At 39.0% G+C, this 19,709-nt stretch carries 16 protein-coding genes and 1 pseudogene; 10 read left to right on the top strand and 7 right to left on the bottom strand.

Annotated elements, in window-relative coordinates:
* The first annotated feature begins 50 nt into the window (after positions 1-50).
* A pseudogene (locus tag F580_RS24870) lies at positions 51-758 on the top strand (IS6 family transposase).
* Positions 759-1,165: 407 nt separating this feature from the next.
* On the opposite strand, the gene F580_RS0117360 reads toward F580_RS24870, so the two are convergent.
* Positions 1,166-2,683, bottom strand: coding sequence for an amidohydrolase family protein (locus F580_RS0117360; RefSeq protein WP_019029023.1), 1,518 nt, complete (start codon positions 2,681-2,683; stop codon positions 1,166-1,168).
* A 292-nt stretch (positions 2,684-2,975) separates the two neighbouring features.
* Between F580_RS0117360 and F580_RS0117355 the strand changes: the two genes are divergently transcribed.
* Positions 2,976-4,508, top strand: coding sequence for a winged helix-turn-helix domain-containing protein (locus tag F580_RS0117355; protein ID WP_019029022.1), 1,533 nt, complete (start codon positions 2,976-2,978; stop codon positions 4,506-4,508).
* A gap of 326 nt (positions 4,509-4,834) precedes the next feature.
* Here F580_RS0117355 and F580_RS25655 read toward each other — a convergent pair whose 3' ends face one another.
* Positions 4,835-5,602 (bottom strand): substrate-binding periplasmic protein, encoded by a 768-nt coding sequence (locus F580_RS25655; RefSeq protein ID WP_019029021.1) that lies wholly within the window; start codon positions 5,600-5,602, stop codon positions 4,835-4,837.
* A gap of 145 nt (positions 5,603-5,747) precedes the next feature.
* On the bottom strand, positions 5,748-6,029 hold the full coding sequence (locus F580_RS0117345; protein WP_019029020.1) for a hypothetical protein: 282 nt from the start codon (positions 6,027-6,029) through the stop codon (positions 5,748-5,750).
* 611 nt (positions 6,030-6,640) lie between these two features.
* On the opposite strand from F580_RS0117345, the gene F580_RS0117335 reads away from it, so the two are divergent.
* The 3 genes from F580_RS0117335 to F580_RS0117325 all read left to right on the top strand — a co-directional run bounded on the left by F580_RS0117335 (position 6,641) and on the right by F580_RS0117325 (position 9,362).
* Positions 6,641-6,910: a DUF4266 domain-containing protein gene (locus F580_RS0117335; RefSeq protein ID WP_019029018.1), complete on the top strand. Its 270-nt coding sequence runs from the start codon at positions 6,641-6,643 to the stop codon at positions 6,908-6,910.
* Positions 6,911-6,964: 54 nt separating this feature from the next.
* The gene (locus F580_RS0117330) at positions 6,965-8,314 is read left to right on the top strand and encodes a DUF3570 domain-containing protein (RefSeq protein WP_019029017.1); all 1,350 of its coding nucleotides are present in this window, start codon (positions 6,965-6,967) and stop codon (positions 8,312-8,314) included.
* 76 nt (positions 8,315-8,390) lie between these two features.
* On the top strand, positions 8,391-9,362 hold the full coding sequence (locus F580_RS0117325) for an FAD:protein FMN transferase (protein ID WP_019029016.1): 972 nt from the start codon (positions 8,391-8,393) through the stop codon (positions 9,360-9,362).
* Positions 9,363-9,396: 34 nt separating this feature from the next.
* Here the strand turns inward: F580_RS0117325 and F580_RS0117320 are convergent, their stop codons facing one another.
* The 4 genes from F580_RS0117320 to F580_RS0117305 form a co-directional block, all read right to left on the bottom strand.
* Positions 9,397-10,185: a slipin family protein gene (locus F580_RS0117320; protein ID WP_425393352.1), complete on the bottom strand. Its 789-nt coding sequence runs from the start codon at positions 10,183-10,185 to the stop codon at positions 9,397-9,399.
* 50 nt (positions 10,186-10,235) lie between these two features.
* Entirely contained in the window at positions 10,236-11,585 is a 1,350-nt protein-coding gene (locus F580_RS0117315) for an NfeD family protein (RefSeq protein WP_019029014.1), read from the bottom strand.
* A gap of 305 nt (positions 11,586-11,890) precedes the next feature.
* On the bottom strand, positions 11,891-12,106 hold the full coding sequence (locus F580_RS0117310) for a hypothetical protein (protein ID WP_019029013.1): 216 nt from the start codon (positions 12,104-12,106) through the stop codon (positions 11,891-11,893).
* A 152-nt stretch (positions 12,107-12,258) separates the two neighbouring features.
* Positions 12,259-13,374 carry a DUF3083 family protein gene (locus F580_RS0117305; protein WP_019029012.1) on the bottom strand — a complete coding sequence of 372 codons (1,116 nt, stop codon included), beginning with the start codon at positions 13,372-13,374 and terminating at the stop codon, positions 12,259-12,261.
* Between the two features lie 243 nt (positions 13,375-13,617).
* Between F580_RS0117305 and F580_RS0117300 the strand changes: the two genes are divergently transcribed.
* From F580_RS0117300 to F580_RS0117280, 5 genes are all read left to right on the top strand, one after another.
* On the top strand, positions 13,618-13,878 hold the full coding sequence (locus F580_RS0117300) for a DUF5062 family protein (protein WP_019029011.1): 261 nt from the start codon (positions 13,618-13,620) through the stop codon (positions 13,876-13,878).
* A 305-nt stretch (positions 13,879-14,183) separates the two neighbouring features.
* Positions 14,184-15,242 (top strand): 3-deoxy-7-phosphoheptulonate synthase AroG, encoded by a 1,059-nt coding sequence (gene aroG / locus F580_RS0117295; RefSeq protein ID WP_019029010.1) that lies wholly within the window; start codon positions 14,184-14,186, stop codon positions 15,240-15,242.
* Between the two features lie 64 nt (positions 15,243-15,306).
* A complete protein-coding gene (locus F580_RS0117290; protein WP_051092106.1) occupies positions 15,307-16,374 on the top strand; it encodes an AAA family ATPase in 1,068 nt (355 codons plus the stop codon).
* 44 nt (positions 16,375-16,418) lie between these two features.
* Complete coding sequence (locus tag F580_RS0117285) at positions 16,419-17,489, top strand: DUF58 domain-containing protein (RefSeq protein ID WP_245560639.1); 1,071 nt, start codon at positions 16,419-16,421, stop codon at positions 17,487-17,489.
* The gene (locus F580_RS0117280) at positions 17,486-19,699 is read left to right on the top strand and encodes a transglutaminase TgpA family protein (protein ID WP_019029007.1); all 2,214 of its coding nucleotides are present in this window, start codon (positions 17,486-17,488) and stop codon (positions 19,697-19,699) included. The genes F580_RS0117285 and F580_RS0117280 overlap by 4 nt, the downstream gene beginning before the upstream one ends.
* Positions 19,700-19,709: the final 10 nt, after the last annotated feature.

Below are 19,709 nucleotides of genomic sequence, written 5' to 3'. Positions count from 1 at the left end.
GGATACTGTCAACTTATCGACTACACATGAAACTATGAGATAATCTGAACATGAAAAATACTAATATGTACTCGGGTTACCGTTATCCGGCTCAGATTATCAGTCACGCAGTTTGGCTTTACCATCTATTTCCCTTAAGTTTCCGTGATATTGAGGAGCTTCTTGCCGCCAGAGTGATCACCGTTAGCTACGAAACTGTCAGGAATTGGTGCCTTAAGTTTGGAAACCGATATTGTAACCAGATCAAGAAAAGTAGAGGGAAACTCGGTGACACTTGGTTTCTCGATGAAGTCTTTATCAAGATCAATGGTGTGCTTCACTATCTATGGCGTGCCGTGGATCAAGATGGTGATGAAATTGATATATTGGTACAGAAGCGCCGAAATAAAGGGGCAGCCAGTCGATTCTTTAAAAAGCTACTGAAGGGTCAGCAAGCCTCGCCTCTGAAAATAGTGACAGATAAACTACGTAGTTACTCGGCAGCAAAGCGAGAGCTGATGCCCAGCACCGAACATTCAACTCAGTAGTATGAGAATAACCGATGCGAATTGTCCCATCAACCGACAAGGCAACAGGAAAAACAAATGAGGCGGTTCAAGACTCAAGGCCAGGCTCAGCGTTTTCTCTCTTGTCATGGCGTGGTCAACAACTTGTTCAGGCTTGGTCGCCATTTAATGAGGGCTAATAATTATATGACTCTCAGAGAACGCCTATTTGCTGAGTGGGCAAGGGTTAGTTCTATCCAAAATTTAGCGTAAGTCATTGAAAATTATATTTTATCATTATAATTTGTTAAGTTAAAAATACACGCAAGAAAGCTAAGGCACGATAAACTACAAGCACTTGATTTGCCAAAGCGGAACTTCGCTCAACAGTCTTTTACACAAACTCGTTTATATTCGCCCGAATATCACCGCCCACTACTTGCAAAAGCGTGCTCAGAGAAACCAGGTTAACCTGATGATATTCGAGTATAAGTAATATAATCAATGACAATCATTACATTGTGACCTTCGCCAGCTTCCTGGCGAGCGATGTTAAGAAGGTCATTGGTTACACAAGGACGTGTTGGTCATAGTTTTCATCCGAGGATGGGCCGTGTACTTGTGCCGGTACGCTGGCAGCTGTGTTTACGAACAAAATGGACACTAAAAATAACGCAACTTTAGTGTGTTCCATCGTGTTCACTGCCATTTATGTAAGCAATTTTTCCACGTTTAATTGTCATTACTGGCGTTGATAGCGTTGTTAGGTTTTTATATGGATTAGCGTCTAACACGACAAAGTTTGCATCTTTTCCGGATATCAAGGTTCCTATTGTGTCCGTTAGGTTTAACGCTTGGGCATTACCAAAGGTAGCGGCTTTTAATATATCTTTATTCGAAATGCCCGCTTGTTGCCATGCGATCATTTCACCCACCAATGATGATGCATGTAATGTCCCCGGGTTTCCAGCATCTGTACCCAAAGCTACGTTTACCCCTGAATGGATGATTTTTTTCAAATTATTCTTTTGGCTATTTACAGATTTAGATGAAAACATAGTACCTAATTGTTTGATTATTGATTGTTCTCGAGCAGAAAATTTTGCAAGTTCGTCTGCGGTACTATCAACTTCCGGTATATATTTTAGGAACATTTGAAACATTTGGCCAGTATCTTTGACATTGCTCATTAGCTGCTGAAAAGAGTTTATAATTTCAGTGTGACCATGACGTTTTTCATATTCAGTAAATTGTAATTCATTGTTAAATATTTCGATGTAGTGACTAAATGCGGATAAAGTTGGCATATAAGTCACATTGTATTTCTTCATTAAACTAATAAATTCATCATCAATGTCATTGGTTAAGACCCCGTGTACCAAGATATCTGCACCGGCTTCAATCGATCTTTTAGCATTTTCAAGATCTTGAACATGTACCGCGACAATTTTATTGTGTTGTTTGGCTAATGCTATGGCGGGTTGATACATCGAATACAACTGCTCCGTTGTAAAACCACCGTGAGGAGCCCACACTATTTTTATAATATCAGTGTGTAACGCCAATTGACTTTCAACCAATTTTTTTGCTTCTTGTGCATTGGTTACTTTTGTAAATATTTCACCATTTACATTAAGTTTTGGTACTTCCATTGGCGCTAATAATGCACCCGCTGCATAGATGTCTGGATAAATACCTTGCTTCGTTAATGTTCGATAATGTTCTATGTATTCCGATGGTCCGCCCATATCAAAAATAGTTGTAATACCTAGTGCGGTATATTTTTGTAGCATTGAAGACATATTGGCCAAAAGCCATTTCTGGTCTTCTTCGTAATTTTGTATTTTGGTTGCATCGATCATATCTGGACGAGTGAATGCTCCACCTGATTCAGACAAGTGGACATGCCCATCAATGAGTCCTGGGATAACCCACTTATTTTCTATATTGGTTACTGAATAGCTCTCAGGAATTTCTTCTGAGTGTGGCTGTATTTTAACAATCTTGCCTTTGCTCACCAAAATAGTAGCATTCGATATGCTTATATCTAAATTGGGGTTTAATATATTTGCACCAATAAATGCTCTATTTTGACCATGATCTAAGTTTGTATTTAGGTTTTCGAATGCATTAACATTCACAGAAAAAAATGCAGCCAGTACTATTAACGCCCGTTTATTTGAAATCAACTTCTTCATATCTTCATTCCTAATGGTTGTTTAATTTTTTTGAATCCTACCTTCAAGACTCGTTAGGTCATATTTGAATGATTAGCACTTAAAAACCATTGATGAATGCTATAAGTTCTCTATAATTTCGCTAAAACTGGCTTTAAAGCCTGTGAAAACTCAGGTTGTGACGGTATATTGTCTGTTGATGAAAAATTAAGTATTTACTCTTTTTTACAGGTATATATAGTGTTGTTTTAGCTTATTATTAGAAAATTTAATTTCAGGTTTTAATTTCAGGTTTTATTATTAGGAGTGTTAGGTGTCTTTAGGTGATCAATTTTGTGAAATAAATACAACAACGGGCGAGCTATTGTTTAACGGTAATACCACGGTTTTAAGACCTAAAACCTTTCAGTTATTTCTACTATTGGCTTCAAAACCAGAAAGAATTTTTTCTAAATCTGAAATATTGGCATCCGTGTGGCAAGGAACCGTTGTTGAAGACCAAGTTATTTTTCAGTCAATCAATGAGATCAGAAAAGAGTTAGGGAACGCTGAGGTAATAAAGACTTATCCACGACGAGGATATAGTACAGGTGTTCCAATAAAAATTGTAGATCATCTAACTGTAAACACCGCGAAAAGCATTACTCGGCCGAAACCTATGCATTTACAAAAATTCATTATTCCATGCCTAGTAACTTTACTGATTTTAGTTGGTAGTGCACTTACGTATTTTGTATCAACTACAAATTCTGTTAAACCAAAAGAATTATCCTTAAAATCCCCTTCATTGTTGAATAATACGCTAGCGCATAAAGGAATTCTGGTATTGCCTTTTGATGTCAGTTCCTTAACAGACTCCCAACAATGGCTGCGATATGGGGCAATGGAAGGTGTTATTAAAAAAATCCTTCCAAATAACAGTGTGACAATTTTTCATTTGGAAGATGTCATTGAAATACTCAATAGAATTCCAGTAGGAAAACGTCAAAACATTAATAATATATTCGCCCTCTCTGGAGCATCCTATGTACTCGAAACCTCGGTTGGTGGTACGCCAGGTGAATGGATTTTTGTCTATACTATCTACAGCCGAACAGATAGAACAACCAAAACAATACACGCGAGAAGCCATGATGAGGCTTTTACTCAAATCGTAAAATCTTTAGAGCAAAGCCTTGATGAAACGTTGGCTTATGATGCTGGAAAATTTGATAAACAATTACAAAATGATCTCATTTCTAAGGCGGTACAGTTTTTAGAAGTTGACGACTACGAATCGGCGCTGACTTTTATTAATGGAGCCTTAATCAGTGAACCTAACAACATGACTGCATTGTATTTGTTAGTGAAAACAAAATTAAACCTTAATGAAGCACAAGACGCTCTAAATGCCATCAATAAAGCACTTTCTCTTATCGAAAAGGATAGCGATCTTCAATATGAACCTCGATTGCTCTTATTTAAAGGAATGGCTCTTGCTAGCATGGGGAAAGTAGCACAAGCTGAGGATAATATATTAGCCGCTAACAAGCTCTCTCGAACAAAAAAAGATTGGCTTTATTATGCCTACAGCCAATCTATGTTAGGAAAACTCAGCCAGAATCAACAACGTTATGACCGAGCCTTTGAGTTATTCAGTTCCGCGTTAGAATACCAAGAATTACTTAACTGCCCTCTGGGGATCACACAAGGGTACATTGATTTTGCCTATTATTATTTAGCGATAGGTAAAACAGAACAAGCTAAAAAAAATGCAAACAAAGCTAAGGTGCTGATTCAGGAAAAAAACTTAATAAAAGCACTTCCCTTATTAAAAAAATTGGAAGGCAAGATGTCATCTCTTTAACTTGTATTAACTTTACTATTTTGGCCGACATTAAGAATTGATACCCGCTATAACGATTTAGTAGATAGCAGCTATTTTACTTGTTCTCATTTAGTGCGAGAATTAACGAGTAAAATAATTCTCGAGCACTCCTCTAAGTATTTGATTAGATGTACTAAAATTACTTCCTTAATCAGATTAATCAACAGTCAACCACGCGATAATCTGGATATTGGGGTGCTACTTCCGTTAAAACATGCTCAATAACCTTGGTTGGAGGCAAACGAGTGCTTGTTTTATCAGAGAGTAAGTAATGTTTAAAAGGCTGCTGAACTTAAAGGAGGTGATTACTTAGGGTTTACTTCACCAAGGTATTTAGTTATTACTATTTTGTCTTTTCCTTGGCTTTTATATAATTCAAATTGCGTATCAAAGTTATTTCGTAAGGCTTTATCATGGAAGCCAACATGGGCTTTAACTTCAGGGAATAAGTGAAATTCATCAATCTCCTTAACAGAGAACTCGACAGTCGTTTTTTGTTTTAGGTATTTTTGTAAGTAGTAGTAAAATATATAGTAATCCAACACGACAACGTCACACCTTTCTTTTATCAACATCTCTGGGAATTTTGACATGTTATGTAGCTCAAAATAACTATCAAATTTTGATGCTTTGACAAATTCCGGACCAAAATAACCGGCCGCTCCTTGAAAGGTAACGATCTTCAAACCGATAAGATCTGAGATATTGTTAAATTTGAATTTTTTCTTTTTCAAACTAAGTGCTATGGGACGATAGCTGATAATAGGTTTAGAAAAGAAGAGTTTATCGGTGTCGCTCTGGAAGAATGTCGGTAAAAACAAATCTGCTTGTTTGTTCTCTACTTGTCGCATGGTACGTTTTAAGGGGGCAAAACCAAGCGTCACTGTATGACCCATTAATTGTAAGACTTCACGAGTAATATCTACATCGATGCCGCTATTTGAGGCGGCAATCATGTGCGGGGGGCCATCATCAGTTAGCATCAATAATTCTTTAGCGACTAATGAATGACTTAATAATGTCAAAATAAATAGACTGATCAGGCTAGAGGTTTTTAGCATATTTTTGTACATTCGATTTTAACTAAACATGAAATTATTATGTTTACCACTTGATGGTCATTATAACATAATCACAAATTTTCGATTAATAAGAACAATTCATAAGAACAACTCATATGACAGTACTAGATAAATTCATTTGAAACGGTACTGTCCATCATTGACTGCGGGTAGCAGCAAAATAAACCCCGATATAACCGACCGTATAAGCGATAATCAAATAGAAAACATTACTTAAGTAACTTATGAAATTTAATTCATTGAGTTGCTCTGTGGTGTGACTGGCACTATCCGGGGTAGTAGGGAATATAAAGATGAGGATCCAACATAAGGTGCCAAAAAACAGTGTTGTTTTCGCTTTGTTGAGGTGAATTAAATCTTCGGTAATGATCATCACCAGACTGATGACCACAAGGGTGATAATAACGGTATTTATCATAATAATGGTCTACGCATGTCAATAAGAGATGCCATAACAACTTAAGCTATGAACAGGGCTCTTAATAAAAGAAAATACTATGGCTTAACTTCTGCTTTAAAAGGACAAATTTGACGCGCGAATAAACGGTTATCGCGGGATGGCTTATAGTATTGATTACTGATTGTGATAAAGTGAAGTACATGGTGGGTCACGGTTACAGCAAGCAATACTATGCAGTAGCAGTTTTTTTACGTTGACTTGGCTAATTGCTTTATCGGCTGTTGCTAACTTTTGTAAATAAAGTTGACCGGTGAAAAGTTCACTAGGCTCGTTATTTTCTTCCAATTCAAGTTGGCAGGATAAAGCGACAGTTATATTTGTTTCTGATAAGCAGGGCTGGGCATAACTCGTGCTGATAAAGCAAAAGCAAAAGCATAATAAGAATAACAATAAAGCGTAGGGGTTCTTGGAAGTTATTATTGTGGAGCTATTAATAGGTGCCATGGCGGCGCAGTATATAGGTAACTATTAGCTAAAGAAACGTTAATTTTTTTACTACCTAAATTAGCTACTTTACGGGTCTTTTTTAACTAATCTGTGTCACTATTTTACCCGAGGAAATCAAAGTCATGATAAAGAGTCATCGAAGCATTTTAAAAACGTTGCTTAGCTTGAACCGAGCTACAGTAAAGTGTACTTTGCTCGCCGCTATTTTTGCCAACCTGACTGCCTGTGGTAGTTTGGGAGTCGAGCCTTGGGAGCGCGACTTACTCGCCACTAAAGCAATGGCATTAACTTCTTCACCGATTGATGCCGCATTAGATGATCATATTTATTTCTCTAAGGAAGCTTCTAGTGGCGGTAAAAGTTTTGGTGGCGGAGGCTGTGGCTGTAATTAAGGGGTAGGGAAGCTATTAGTTATTTATTAGTCCTTTATTAGTTAGGCTGTAATGATGAACTCATTGTCTGGAAAAAGCGCCAAAAAACACATCAATGTCAAAGCGGCTTTATCTATGGCTGCTGGCGCCTTATTGGGCACTACCACGGCTGTGGGTGATGCCAAAGCGCAAGTGTTAAAAGACTGGCAAATTGATAGTGCCTTTTTATTCTATTCTGAAGCAGACCGAGTCACAGCTGCAGAGGTCATCATTAGTGGCAATAGAACTTTTATTAATGATGAAGTATTGAATTTTAAACTGACTATTGACAGTTTAACCGGTGCTTCCGCCAATGGCGCGGTGGCACAAGGTCAAGCACAAACGTTTACTCGCCCCTCGGGTGATGGACAGTACGTTACCCCTGTTGGCGATACGCCACTTGATGACACTTTTAAAGATACTCGAGTACAACTCAATGCTCAGTGGACTCAACCAATCGCTGATAATTATACTGCCAGTGTCGGCGGGCATTTATCCAAAGAGTTTGATTATTTATCTCTCGGCATAAATGCTAACTTGGCGGTCGACTTTGATAAGAAAAACTCAACTATTTCTTTAGGTTTTAGTCACTTTCAAGATACGTTTACCCCGATAGGCGGTATTCCTAAGCCCCATGAATCTATGCTTATTGGTGACAGCAATTCACCCAGTTGGGATGAGGAGTTCGCGCACACTCGAATAGCCAGTAGTGATAATAAATATACTACGGATATCTTACTGGGCTTTAGCCAAGTGATTAACCGGAGAATGATCACCCAGTTTAACTATTCTTTTTCTACAGTGAGTGGTTATTTAACCGATCCCTTTAAAATTGTCAGTGTCTTAAATGAGCAAGGCATAACTCAGGATTATATCTATGAGCAGCGCCCAGATGAACGGCGTAAACAAAGTATCTTTGGCCAAGCTAAATATCATTTTGATCAGGGATTATTCAACAGCGTAGTAGATTTTTCTTATCGTTATATGTGGGATGATTGGCAAATAAAATCGCATACCTTCGATAGCACTTGGTATTTTCCATTAAGCAATTGGTTTGGTAAGCAAAGTTATCTGCAGCCGCACCTGCGCTATTATCAACAAAGTGCAGCTGAATTTTATCAGCCGTATATCTTTACTGGGCATGGTCTTGAGACAAACCAAGGTTTCGTCAGTGCCGATTATCGTATTGGTGAAATGCATGCCATCACACTGGGGGCAAAGTATGGCTTCACGTTCAATAATGGTAATGATTTTTCAGTAAGGTTAGAGTATTACCAACAAACGCCAACAAACGCAGGTTTTGATGTTCCGGCTGGTTTAGAAAATTTAACCGTGTACCCAGTTGTGCAAGCGATCATTCTGCAAATAAGTTACTCCTTTTTATGATGAATTTATGGCAACTGGTCAAAAGTAAAAAATTCAACCATCAACCTTCAATCTTCAATCTATAACAGTAACGATAATGAAAAATAACAATCTAATCAGCCCGCGTAGCTTATCGTTCAAAGCCCAAGAGCAAGGTTATAGTGCCACCTTTCACGCGATGGCCAGTCCTTGTGAAATACTCATTCAAACAACAGAGCTTAACTTGGTAAAAAAAATTACTAAGCTTGTCAGTGATGAAGTGTGGCGAATTGAAGATAAATATAGTCGTTATAATAAAGACAGTGTCTGTAGCCACATAAATAACAGTGCAGGGCAGTGCATTACTATTGATGAAGAAACTTACCTGTTATTAATCTTTGCTCAGCAATGTTATCAGCTCAGTGGTGGTTTATTTGATATCAGTGCCGGTATTCTAAATCAAATTTGGTACTTTGACGGCAGTGAAAATATCGCGACTTCAGCGGATATCGCGAGAATATTACCTTTTGTTGGTTGGGATAAAATTGTACTTCAACCGAATAGTATTACGTTACCCGCAGGCATGGCGCTTGATTTTGGCGGATTTGGTAAAGAGTATGCTGTAGACCGCGCTATATTGCTCAGTAAACAAATAACAGCGCTGCCGGTATTAGTTAATCTTGGTGGTGATTTAGCCGTATCAGGGCCTAGATTAGGGGATAAAGCTTGGCAAGTTGCTATTGAAGCACCAGAGGAGAATGACCGAGCTAGTGTTACTGACCAAATAAATACTGACCAAAGAAATACGGAGCAAGTAAGTACTAAGCAAGACATCATTGTTGCCCTGCATCATGGCGCTTTGGCAACAAGTGGCGATAGTAAACGTTATTTAGCTAAAAAGGGTAAACGTTATAGCCATGTACTTAATGCCTTAACTGGCTGGCCAATAGAGCAAGCTCCAAGATCGATTACGGCCCTGGCGCCACAATGTATTCAAGCCGGTATGTTAGCAACGTTAGCATTATTACAGGGGCAAAATGCCGAGCAGTTTTTATCTGAGCAAGCCGTTACTTATTGGGCGCGAAGGTAAAGTCTATCGGCCATGAAAACGGTCTTAAATAGAGTTAACCATCTGGTTTTTTACTTTCCGGGGTGTTTTTTGGGTCATGGTGAGTTCTTTTGCTAAATACTCCTTCCATCAACTCCATTGGCATTGGAAATAAAATCGTTGAGTTCTTTTCTCCTGCGATTTCAGTAAGCGTTTGTAAATAACGTAATAAAATCGCATTTGGCTCCACCGCCAGAGTATTAGCAGCCTCGACCAATTTATGAGAGGCTTCCATTTCCCCTGAGGCGTGGATAACTTTAGCTCGTCGAGTACGCTCTGCTTCTGCTTGACGGGCAATTGCTCGTATCATGGTTTCATTTAAGTCGACATGTTTAATTTCGACATTTGATACTTTAATACCCCAACCGTCTGTGCGTGCGTCTAATATAGCCTGTATATCAGTATTTAACATGTCCCGATTGGCAAGCATCTCATCTAACTCATGTTGACCAAGAACAGACCTTAGGGTTGTTTGTGCTAATTGTGAGGTTGCTTGTAAGAAGTTCTCAACATTAATGATGGCTTTTTGTGGATCGACAACACGGAAATAGATAACGGCATTCACTCGCACGGAAACGTTATCACGGCTGATAACATCTTGACTAGGCACGTCCATAACGACAGTACGTAAATCGACCCGTACCATTTGTTGAATAATAGGAATGACAATGATTAATCCAGGCCCTTTTACTTTTTCGAAACGACCTAAGAAAAATATTACCCCACGCTCGTATTCTCTTAAAACCCTGAACAAACTAAAGGCAAACAATAACACTACACTAATGATTGCCAGCGGCATCAACATACCGGTATCAAGTAAAAATTCCATCATGGTATTTATCTCCATACAATGGGTTAACTTTTATCAAGGTGAGCTGACCTTGTTACAGTAACCGTTAAATTATTAATACTACTTACTGTCACTTTTTCGCCTTGTTTAAGCTCTGCGGCAGAGATTGCTGCCCAACGTTCACCTTTTAACAAAATAAAACCGTCACCAGTAAAATTCTCAAGTGCTGTGCCTTGGGCGCCAATAAGGGCCTCCAAACCACTAACGACTTGATTGTTACGTAGACGCCACATATAGCCTAGAATGAAAATAATGAATGAGCCACTGGCTACTGCGAGGGTAATAATGAGCTTTAGCGAGACTTGAAACTGTTGTTGTTCGGTATCTATTAGAAAAATAGAGCCTAAGATAAAAGCGACTAAACCACCGAGTCCAAACACGCCAAAACTCGGTACCATAGACTCGACAACGAGTAAGCTAATGCCGAGTAATAATAAAGCTAAGCCGGCGTAGTTAAGAGGTAAAAGTTGAAATGCATATAGGGCGATAAATAACGAAATAGCACCAGTGATACCGGCGATGCCAATACCGGGATTATAAAATTCAAGCAACAAGCCATAGATACCAATGATCATTAACAGGTAGGCAATATTAGGATCGGTAATGGTGGCAATAAATTTACTACGCCAATCGGGTTGCCGGTAGTCCAGTTGTGCACCGGCGAGTTTTAACGGATATTGATGTTTTTTAACCGTAATGGTTTTACCATCAAGTACTTTTAACAATTGCTCTGGGCTTTCGACTAAATAGTCAATGACATTTTTTGCTAAGGCTTCTTGGGCAGATAAAGTGGCGCCCTCGCTAACGGCCAGTTCAGCCCATTTTACATTGCGTCCCCTTAATTGCGCTAACGAGCGAATATAGGCGATGGCATCATTGAGCACTTTTTTCTCCATGGCAGATTTTTGTGGTTTAGCTGCTTTGTCTTGTTGCTTAGGGGTAAAACCACCGCCGATATTTACCGGTGTAGCGGCGCCCAATGTTGTTGCTGAGGCCATTGCTGCAACATGGCAAGCATATAATATATAAGTGCCAGCGCTAGCTGCGCGTGCACCTTGTGGGAAAACTAAGCACAGTAGTGGTATGTCTGAATCAAGGATACGTTGATTTATATCGCGCAAACTACTACTTAAGCCTCCGGGTGTATCGATGATAAGCAGTATAGCGGCAGCTTGTTTTTGTTGATTAGCTTTGCTTATTTCTTTAGCAATATAGTCACTCACTGCTGGGCCAATAGCGCCTTTTATGGTTAAAACAGGGATGGTTTTTTGAACAGAAGGAGGGGGCTTTGCAGCTAATGTGACATTGAGCAACAAAGGGTTGAGCAGCATTATAAAAAAGAATAAACGCAACATATACTCACGCTCAAGTTAATCGCGACTTATTATTATTTTAGTTCAAATAGCGAAACCCTGCCTATAGAAAATTATAACTATCAGGGCGAATGTATAACAATGTATAGCTATATTAACTTACAGATAGCGCGTTTTGCCGCACATCTTAATGGCTTGAGGTATTTCAAGCAGAGTTAAATTTTCAGCCAATTATTTTTACTCAATAAAATGGCTAAATTGAGCTAAGAAAGGGGGATAATACTCTTCCTTAGTAAGGTGATTGTTCTTCTGTGCCGAGCAAAGTTTTATAACCCTGTGTAGTCAAACTACTTCCTATGGGCTCTATAGTGTGGATCAGTCCAACACCGGGGTAGGTCTTCACCCGAAAGAAAAGTCAGCTCTGATTTTTCAAATTCTTGTGGATCTTGAACTTCTTCGCCCACTTGATAACTTCCTAAAACCTTTTCATGGTACAAATTAGTTAAATCTTGGATTTTATCAACATCAACCATATCGCCATTCTTTCTGTTTTTTAAAAACATACCAATCTCCAGCAAGCGTAACCTCGTAACTATGAGTATAACGGTTAATAGGATGATGCATGGATAATTGAAGTAAATAGCCGAAAACACTTAGTTTAGCCAAAATTATTAACGACTACTGAAACAAATCAATGAAAATACATTAAGCGCAATTATGCTAAATGAAAGCCAATATGCTGATGTAATCTCACCATTATTTCTTCTTTTTCGGTAACAATATCAAGTTTTTGTGAAAATACGCGTAAAGCTTGCTCAACATTATTTACAAACTTTCCATAACCATGGCTAGTTTTATCCTGGTCACTGGCGACAAATATTAGTTGAATACTGTCAACTAATTTAGCTGAATTCCACTTACAGGTATAACCACAACTGGTATGTTGAGGGTTATAGCCCAACATGAGTAATTCACCCGCGGTAACCACGTTTTCATCTTCAGCCGAACGTATTATCGGCACTAAACCATTGGCGATAACCGCGCCGTTATTTAAGTTTTGATTTTTAGCTGCACCAATAAAAGCATCAGCAATAAGGCTGTAAAGTGGGTTGTATCGCTTTTGAATATTTTCGTCTAGATCCACTAACCCTCGAATGCGGGCGTTAATAGGGAAATCAACTACCGCGTAGGTTAGTGATCTCGCCTGCTCAGGTAATACTAGGTTGTCTGCCAAATATCGGTCAGCAATAGCTCTAAATTTGTGTGCTTGACTGCCTTCTATGCCCTTGTTTTTGGCAAATAAGTCATAAGTTAAGTGCTGATGATCACTCACGCGTATTTGGCTTAGTGCAATATTCGTTTCTTGGGCAAAGTCGGTTAAGGCTTTAGTCACTAGTCTATGAAATTGAGCTGACTGACCACGAATATCTTCCCCGTTTGCCAAAAAAATTAAGGTTATCTTTTTGGCTCTATTGGCACCATTAAAAAAGCTATTGCGGCTGGTATGATATTTAGGATTATATAAAAACAACACTTGTTGCTTTGTTTGTGCGGTAAATTTTTCTGGGCTAAAGCGTACTCTAGCAAATTTATCATTGGCAATAAACTGAGTACTTTCTAGGGCATATTTATCATTAATAGCGAAAAATGTATCGGCGAAGTACTGGTAGAGTTTCTCAAAAGGATTCTCTTTATTTTTATAAATCAGGTACTGGAACTGAGTAATTAACGCATCAGTTAAGGGGATTTTAGCCATCAAGTATTGATTTTCACGAGCGGATGAAGGGATATAGGCTTTGTGTTGTAAATTTTTTGTACGTGATATAGGCATAGTGACACCGGAATAGTTAATTATTAGTTTATCCCGCAATTATACGAGCATGATGATCCGCTAATATGATGTATATCAAAAGAAATGCCAGAAAGTGTTGAGGAAAGAAAATTAAACTGTAATTGGTTGTTTATTAGGCGTTTATTGTTCGGTAACTTTCCTAAGGTATTAGTATTTATCTTGTATTCTTTGGTCTTTTAAGACATGGTTAAATCAAGCCATATTTCTAGCAGGACAAAACCGATGAAAAAATTAAAGAATGAAGCCGAATTATTAAAAAAAGCATTAACCATAGGTGAAAAATATGCCGTTAACCGCGGTTATAGTGCCTTTTCAGCAACCAATTCAGCTAAGGATAAAATAGAAAGTCTTTATCGTTTATTGGTTAGCGATAAACTTATTCAACCCTTAGCTGTGGATAATGAGGATCAACCCAATATGAAACATAAACTGGCATTATGGATAGCAAAACAGTTACCCGAGGGACATGCCTTACTTAAGTAACCGCTAGCTTTTCTCTTTATTTACTCTGCCTTTGGCCTGATTAGAATAATTAGTCTAAATACTTACAGGTCGGGTCAATTATTCGTGGCATTCGATTAACAACACTGCTAGATTGATGATGGGATCCTAATTAGGAATAAATAATAAGGTACTTAAGTTGATTTTCTGGTTCTTAAACGTAAAGTAGAACGTAAAGTCATAGAAAATTAACCAACAAATAAGTATCGTCGACATTTTGCAAATTAAGTATAAGACACAAGTTTTATCATTAATTAGCACTGAAATAGCAGTAAAGAGAGCCAACTATGTACCAAACTGACGATGTACGCATCAATAAAATTAAAGACTTATTACCTCCAATCGCCTTGTTAGAGCGATTTCCTGCGTCAGAGCAAGCAACTAAATCAGTGGTTGCGGGCAGAACTGCTATTCACAATATTCTAAAGGGCAAAGATGATCGCTTACTCGTGGTTATCGGTCCTTGTTCTATTCATGATCCAAAAGCGGCACTTGAATATGGCAATCGTTTAGTAAAATTACGTGAAAAATATCAAGATAGCTTAGAAATTGTTATGCGTGTTTATTTTGAAAAACCGCGTACTACCGTGGGTTGGAAGGGCTTAATCAATGACCCTTATATGGATAACAGCTTTCAACTTAACGATGGTTTACGTATTGGTCGTCAATTACTGCTTGATTTAAATGATTTGGGTCTGCCAACCGCGGGCGAATTTTTAGATATGATCACACCGCAATACATGGCTGACTTTATGTGTTGGGGCGCTATTGGCGCGCGTACCACTGAATCACAAGTTCATCGTGAATTAGCGTCAGGTCTATCGTGCCCGGTAGGTTTCAAAAATGGCACTGATGGCACCATTAAAATTGCTATTGATGCTATTGGCTCAGCAGCGGCATCACATCATTTTTTATCGGTCACAAAGTTTGGTCATGCGGCCATTGTTGAAACTACCGGTAATGGTGATTGCCATATTATTTTACGTGGCGGCAAAACCACTAATTTTGACGCGAAAAGTGTTAACGCGGTAACCGAACAACTTTCAAGCTCTGATTTGAATACTAAAGTGATGATCGACTTTAGCCATGCCAACTCAAATAAAAAATTCGAGAACCAAATGTTAGTCTCTACCGATGTTAGCGGCCAAATTAGTCAAGGTAACGATAATATTTTTGGTGTTATGGTCGAAAGCCATTTGGTAGAAGGCAATCAAGGGCTTGTTAACGGCAAGGCAGAGGTTTATGGCCAAAGTATCACGGATGCTTGTATTGGTTGGGATGATACCGAGCTATTATTAAGTCAGTTAAATGAAGCGGTTGTTAGCCGTCGAAATAATAAGGGCTAGCAATTCCCTTTACCCTCTATTCATGATAAAACGTCTAATTAATTCTTTAATTAGACGTTTTTTTATGCCGAAATCGCCACCCATTGTCGATAAAGTCTACGCCAGTCAACAGTCCATCTCTGCCATTTTAACGACCATTGAAAAGGTAGTATTTGGTAAACCCAAAGAGTGTCGATTAGCACTTGCTTGTTTGCTTGCCCAAGGACATTTGTTAATTGAAGACTTACCTGGTATGGGTAAAACCACCTTGGCTCACATACTTGCCACTACGTTAGGTTTAAGCTATCAGCGTACCCAGTTCACCAATGATTTATTACCCGCCGATGTTGTTGGGTTTTCAATCTTTAATAATGAGACTAACGGCTTCGAACTTCACAAAGGCCCTATTTTCAACCAGGTTATCTTGGCTGATGAAATTAACCGAGCAAGTCCCAAAACACAGAGTGCGCTGCTAGAAGCAATGGCTGAAAACCAAGTCAGTATTGATGGTATTACCCATGCGTTACCGAACCCATTTTTTGTGATAGCGACTCAAAATCCGTTGTTTCATGCGGGTACTTACCCATTACCTGAGTCACAACTCGATCGTTTTATGATGCGCTTATCCTTAGGGTTTCCTGACTTAAAAGCAGAAAAACAAATATTATTATCACCTGCTCTGCGGACAAATCAGTCGACGTCAACTAACCAAGGATCTAATACCGTTGATAATGAGCCGGTGATAACAGAACAAGCACTTATTGCTATGCAACAGGCAGTGACTGAAGTGACTGTTTCAAATGATGTTATTGAATATATTATTGCCTTAAGTCATGTCAGTAGACGGGCATATAGTGGCCAGACTGCTCAAGCTAATCAAGAGCCTAATGGTAGCGCCGACGAAATCGAAATTCGCTGCAAGCCATTATCACCAAGAGCATCAAAAGCGTTACTACAAGCTGCAAAGGCCATGGCATTTATAGATAACCGAGATTATGTCTTACCAGATGATGTGCAGGCCGTCTTTTATGTGGTTTGCCAGCACAGGTTAGAAATACAACCAAACCAACCGTTAGGTGGAAATCAGTTTGGCGCTTCGGTGGCGAAACAAATACTTGATAGTGTTGATGTGCTCAATCCCTTTGGTTATTAAGATAGTTTTTTAAGTGGTTATTAGCACCATTGAACAGGGGAGTCATGATGGTAACTAAGGCAGCTAAGGCAAAATTTTTACCCAGACAGTTGATTAGCGGTTTTTTTAAATCAAATTTTGAGCGGTGGCTAGCTCGAAGGATCCCCAAAAGGCAGGAACACCAACTGAACCGTCGTAATATCATGATATACCCAAGCCGATTTGGCATGGCGTATCTAGGTTTTGTTATCTTGGTATTTTTATTAGGGACTAACTACCAGAATAATATTATTTTATTGTTGAGTTATTTATTGGCTAGTTTGTTTATCAGTGTCATGTTGCATAGCTTTTATAATTTTTCACAGATACGCTTTTTTAGCTTAGCTAAACAGCAAGGTTATGCTGACGATACCTTATCTTTTGCTATTAAAATAACGGCTGAGAAAATTCACTATGATATCAATGCGCATTTTACTGATCGTACTTTAAATAGTAACATTGAGACAGTAGAGCAATGCCAACGAGGCAGTCAAGAGTTCAGCTTACGGGTTAAATCATCACAACGAGGTAAGCATTTTTTGGGTCGAGTGACCATTTTTAGCGAGTACTCTTTAGGTCTCTTTAAAAGTAAAACTGTGCTAGATTTCGGTCATTACGTGATTATTTTTCCAAAGCCAAGGCGTTTAACGTTGGCACAATATCAATGTTCTGCTCAGGAAGATTCAGCCAGTATAGAAAGTTACCATACGGCTAACTTAGTCGGCACAGATGATTTCTGTGAGTTGAAGAGTTTTGTTCGAGGCGAGTCAAGAGCAAGAACGGCTTGGAAACAGTTAGCCAAAGGGCAGGGTCACTTTTCCAAACATTATCAATCAAGTCAAAATCAGCTACAGTGGCTTAAATTAAGTGATATGCCCAGTGATGAGTTAGAAACAAAACTGGCTTATTTAAGTTTTCTTATTGGTGAATTCACGACAAGCAATCAAACTTTTGGCCTACAGCTGTCAGCTAATATCGACAATAGCACTAATACCACTAATACCACTAACACCACTAATACCTTACTGAATATCCAGCCCAGTTCTGGCATTAATCATCAACAAGCTTGTTTGACCGCATTGGCCCTATATCAATGATTTTCTTCAACACGAAAGTCAATCAACAGTCATGGGGCATTAAACAAAAAGCGAGCAGTAGTTTTTATTTAAGTCGAAAAAATTCTTGGTTACTGTGGTTGTGCCAATGCTTAAATGTTGCGGTTATTGGTTTAGAGTTAAGTACCTGGATGTTAGGCATTATCTCCTTAGCACTGGCATGGCAGGCGCATTTATTACATCAAAGCCGAGACAGTGTTCGAAATAAAAAACAGCTAAAAACAGCTAAACAACCAGGGCCTAGACAAGGTACTAGGCAAAGTAAGCACGCCAATAACAATCAAAACAAACCTGTTTCGCCAATTATATTGGCTGTCTTTGCTTTACTCGGTTGTTTAGCCATTGCCATTACCGCGAAACAAGTGGGCATTCTGGTGAGCATGCTACATTTATTGTGTTTTTCTTATGTCCTTAAAGCTTTTGAAGTAAGAAGCCGCCGTGATTTTTATCAACTATTACTGTTAGGTTTATTTGTCTTAGCGGCATCACTCATTTTTAGACAAGACCTAACGGCTACTCTGATAATCTTGACCTTGTTAGTACTAAATTTAGCGGTATTACACCAGCTCTTCTCCTACCAAAGAAAGTTTGTCGCTAACGTTAAAGTTATCATTATGTTACTAACTCAAAGTGCGCTTTTAGCTGTGGTACTTTTCCTAGTCTTTCCAAGATTATCACCTTTTTGGCAGGTACCCTCAGCAAAGTCAGCAGCAACGGGTTTATCGGACACGGTAAAACCTGGCGATATTGCCAATTTGACTCGATCAACCAAGTTGGCCTTTCGCGCAGACTTTGGCCAACAAGCGATCCCTGCTTATTCACAACTCTATTGGCGCGCTATGGTGCTAGAGGATTATGATGGCCGGCAGTGGACTCGACAAAAACGGTTTGCTAGTAATAAAATACCGGGCGCTAAAATTAAAGCCTTTAGCTTTGATGTCAGTAAAACCGAAGTTAGCCCGTTAACTTATCAAGTCGTTGCTGAGCCGAGTTATCAAAAGTATTTATTTGCTTTAGCACCGGCAGTAGCTATCGGTGATAGCAGTGGTATCAAAGCCCAAGCGGGTTATACGTTTAACAGTACCAAGATGCTTAGCCAGGCTAAATCTTATCAATTATCCAGTTACTTAACGGCGCCGTTTGGTGTTGAGTTATCACAAAAAAGTAAAATGGCTAACTTGAGTTATCCAAAAAACAGTAATCCTAGGCTTGAGCAATTAGCCTTGCAGTTACAGCACAACTATGTCGATGTCATGTCGCGGGCGCAAGCGGTATTAACACTAATAAATAAAGAAAATTACGCTTATACACTACAGCCGCCATTGCTTGATAATAACAGCTTAGATCAGTTCTTTTTTGATACCCAAGCGGGTTTTTGTGTGCACTATGCTAGCGCCTTCACCTTTTTAATGCGCGCGTCAGGTATTCCTGCACGTATGGTGACGGGTTATTTGGGCGGCGAATATAATGGTATCAATGATAGTCAGCAAGCCGATAACACCGGCCATTTAAGCATTTATCAATACGATGCGCATGCTTGGTCTGAAATATGGATTGAAGGCAAAGGTTGGCTGCGTATTGACCCTACCAGTGCTGTCGATCCCCAGCGTGTAGATTCGGGTTGGTCCACTCGATTATTACAAGAGCAATCTGCCCTGAATAACGATCTTCTTAGCTTATATCAAATGAAAAACATCAAATGGTTAAGTGCACTGCGTTTACAATTTGATGCCCTTGATTATCAATGGACCCGTTGGGTTATCGGTTTTAACAACAAGCAACAATATGATCTATTCAAACACTGGTTTGGCAAGATGGCGTCATGGAAATTAGCATTGATCATGGCCGTATCGTTAGTGGTGACCATGGCTATATTGATGCTGTTTTTACACTTATTGAACCAACCAAAGAAAAAATCGCGTTCATTAACTAAGTGGCAGCGTATCTATCAAAAATCATTAACTCAATTAGCCAAACAAGGTTTAGATAAACCTGTCGCCATGACAGTAAATGATTTTTCCAAACAGGTAAGGCGCGAATGTCCAGAGTTAGCCATTGTTTTTACTCGACTTAGCGCGAGTTATAATTGTTTGTGTTACCAGCCATTATCTGCAGCTAAACAAGAAGAACTTACCCTGGCCATGCAGCACCAGTATCAACACTTTATCCATGCGATGAAACGTTCTGCATAAAAAAATTAAA

This window comes from Colwellia piezophila ATCC BAA-637, from assembly GCF_000378625.1.
Lineage (GTDB): Bacteria > Pseudomonadota > Gammaproteobacteria > Enterobacterales > Alteromonadaceae > Colwellia > Colwellia piezophila.
The sequence above is the reverse complement of the archived record's forward strand: the minus strand, read 5'-3'. Positions and strand labels throughout refer to the sequence as shown.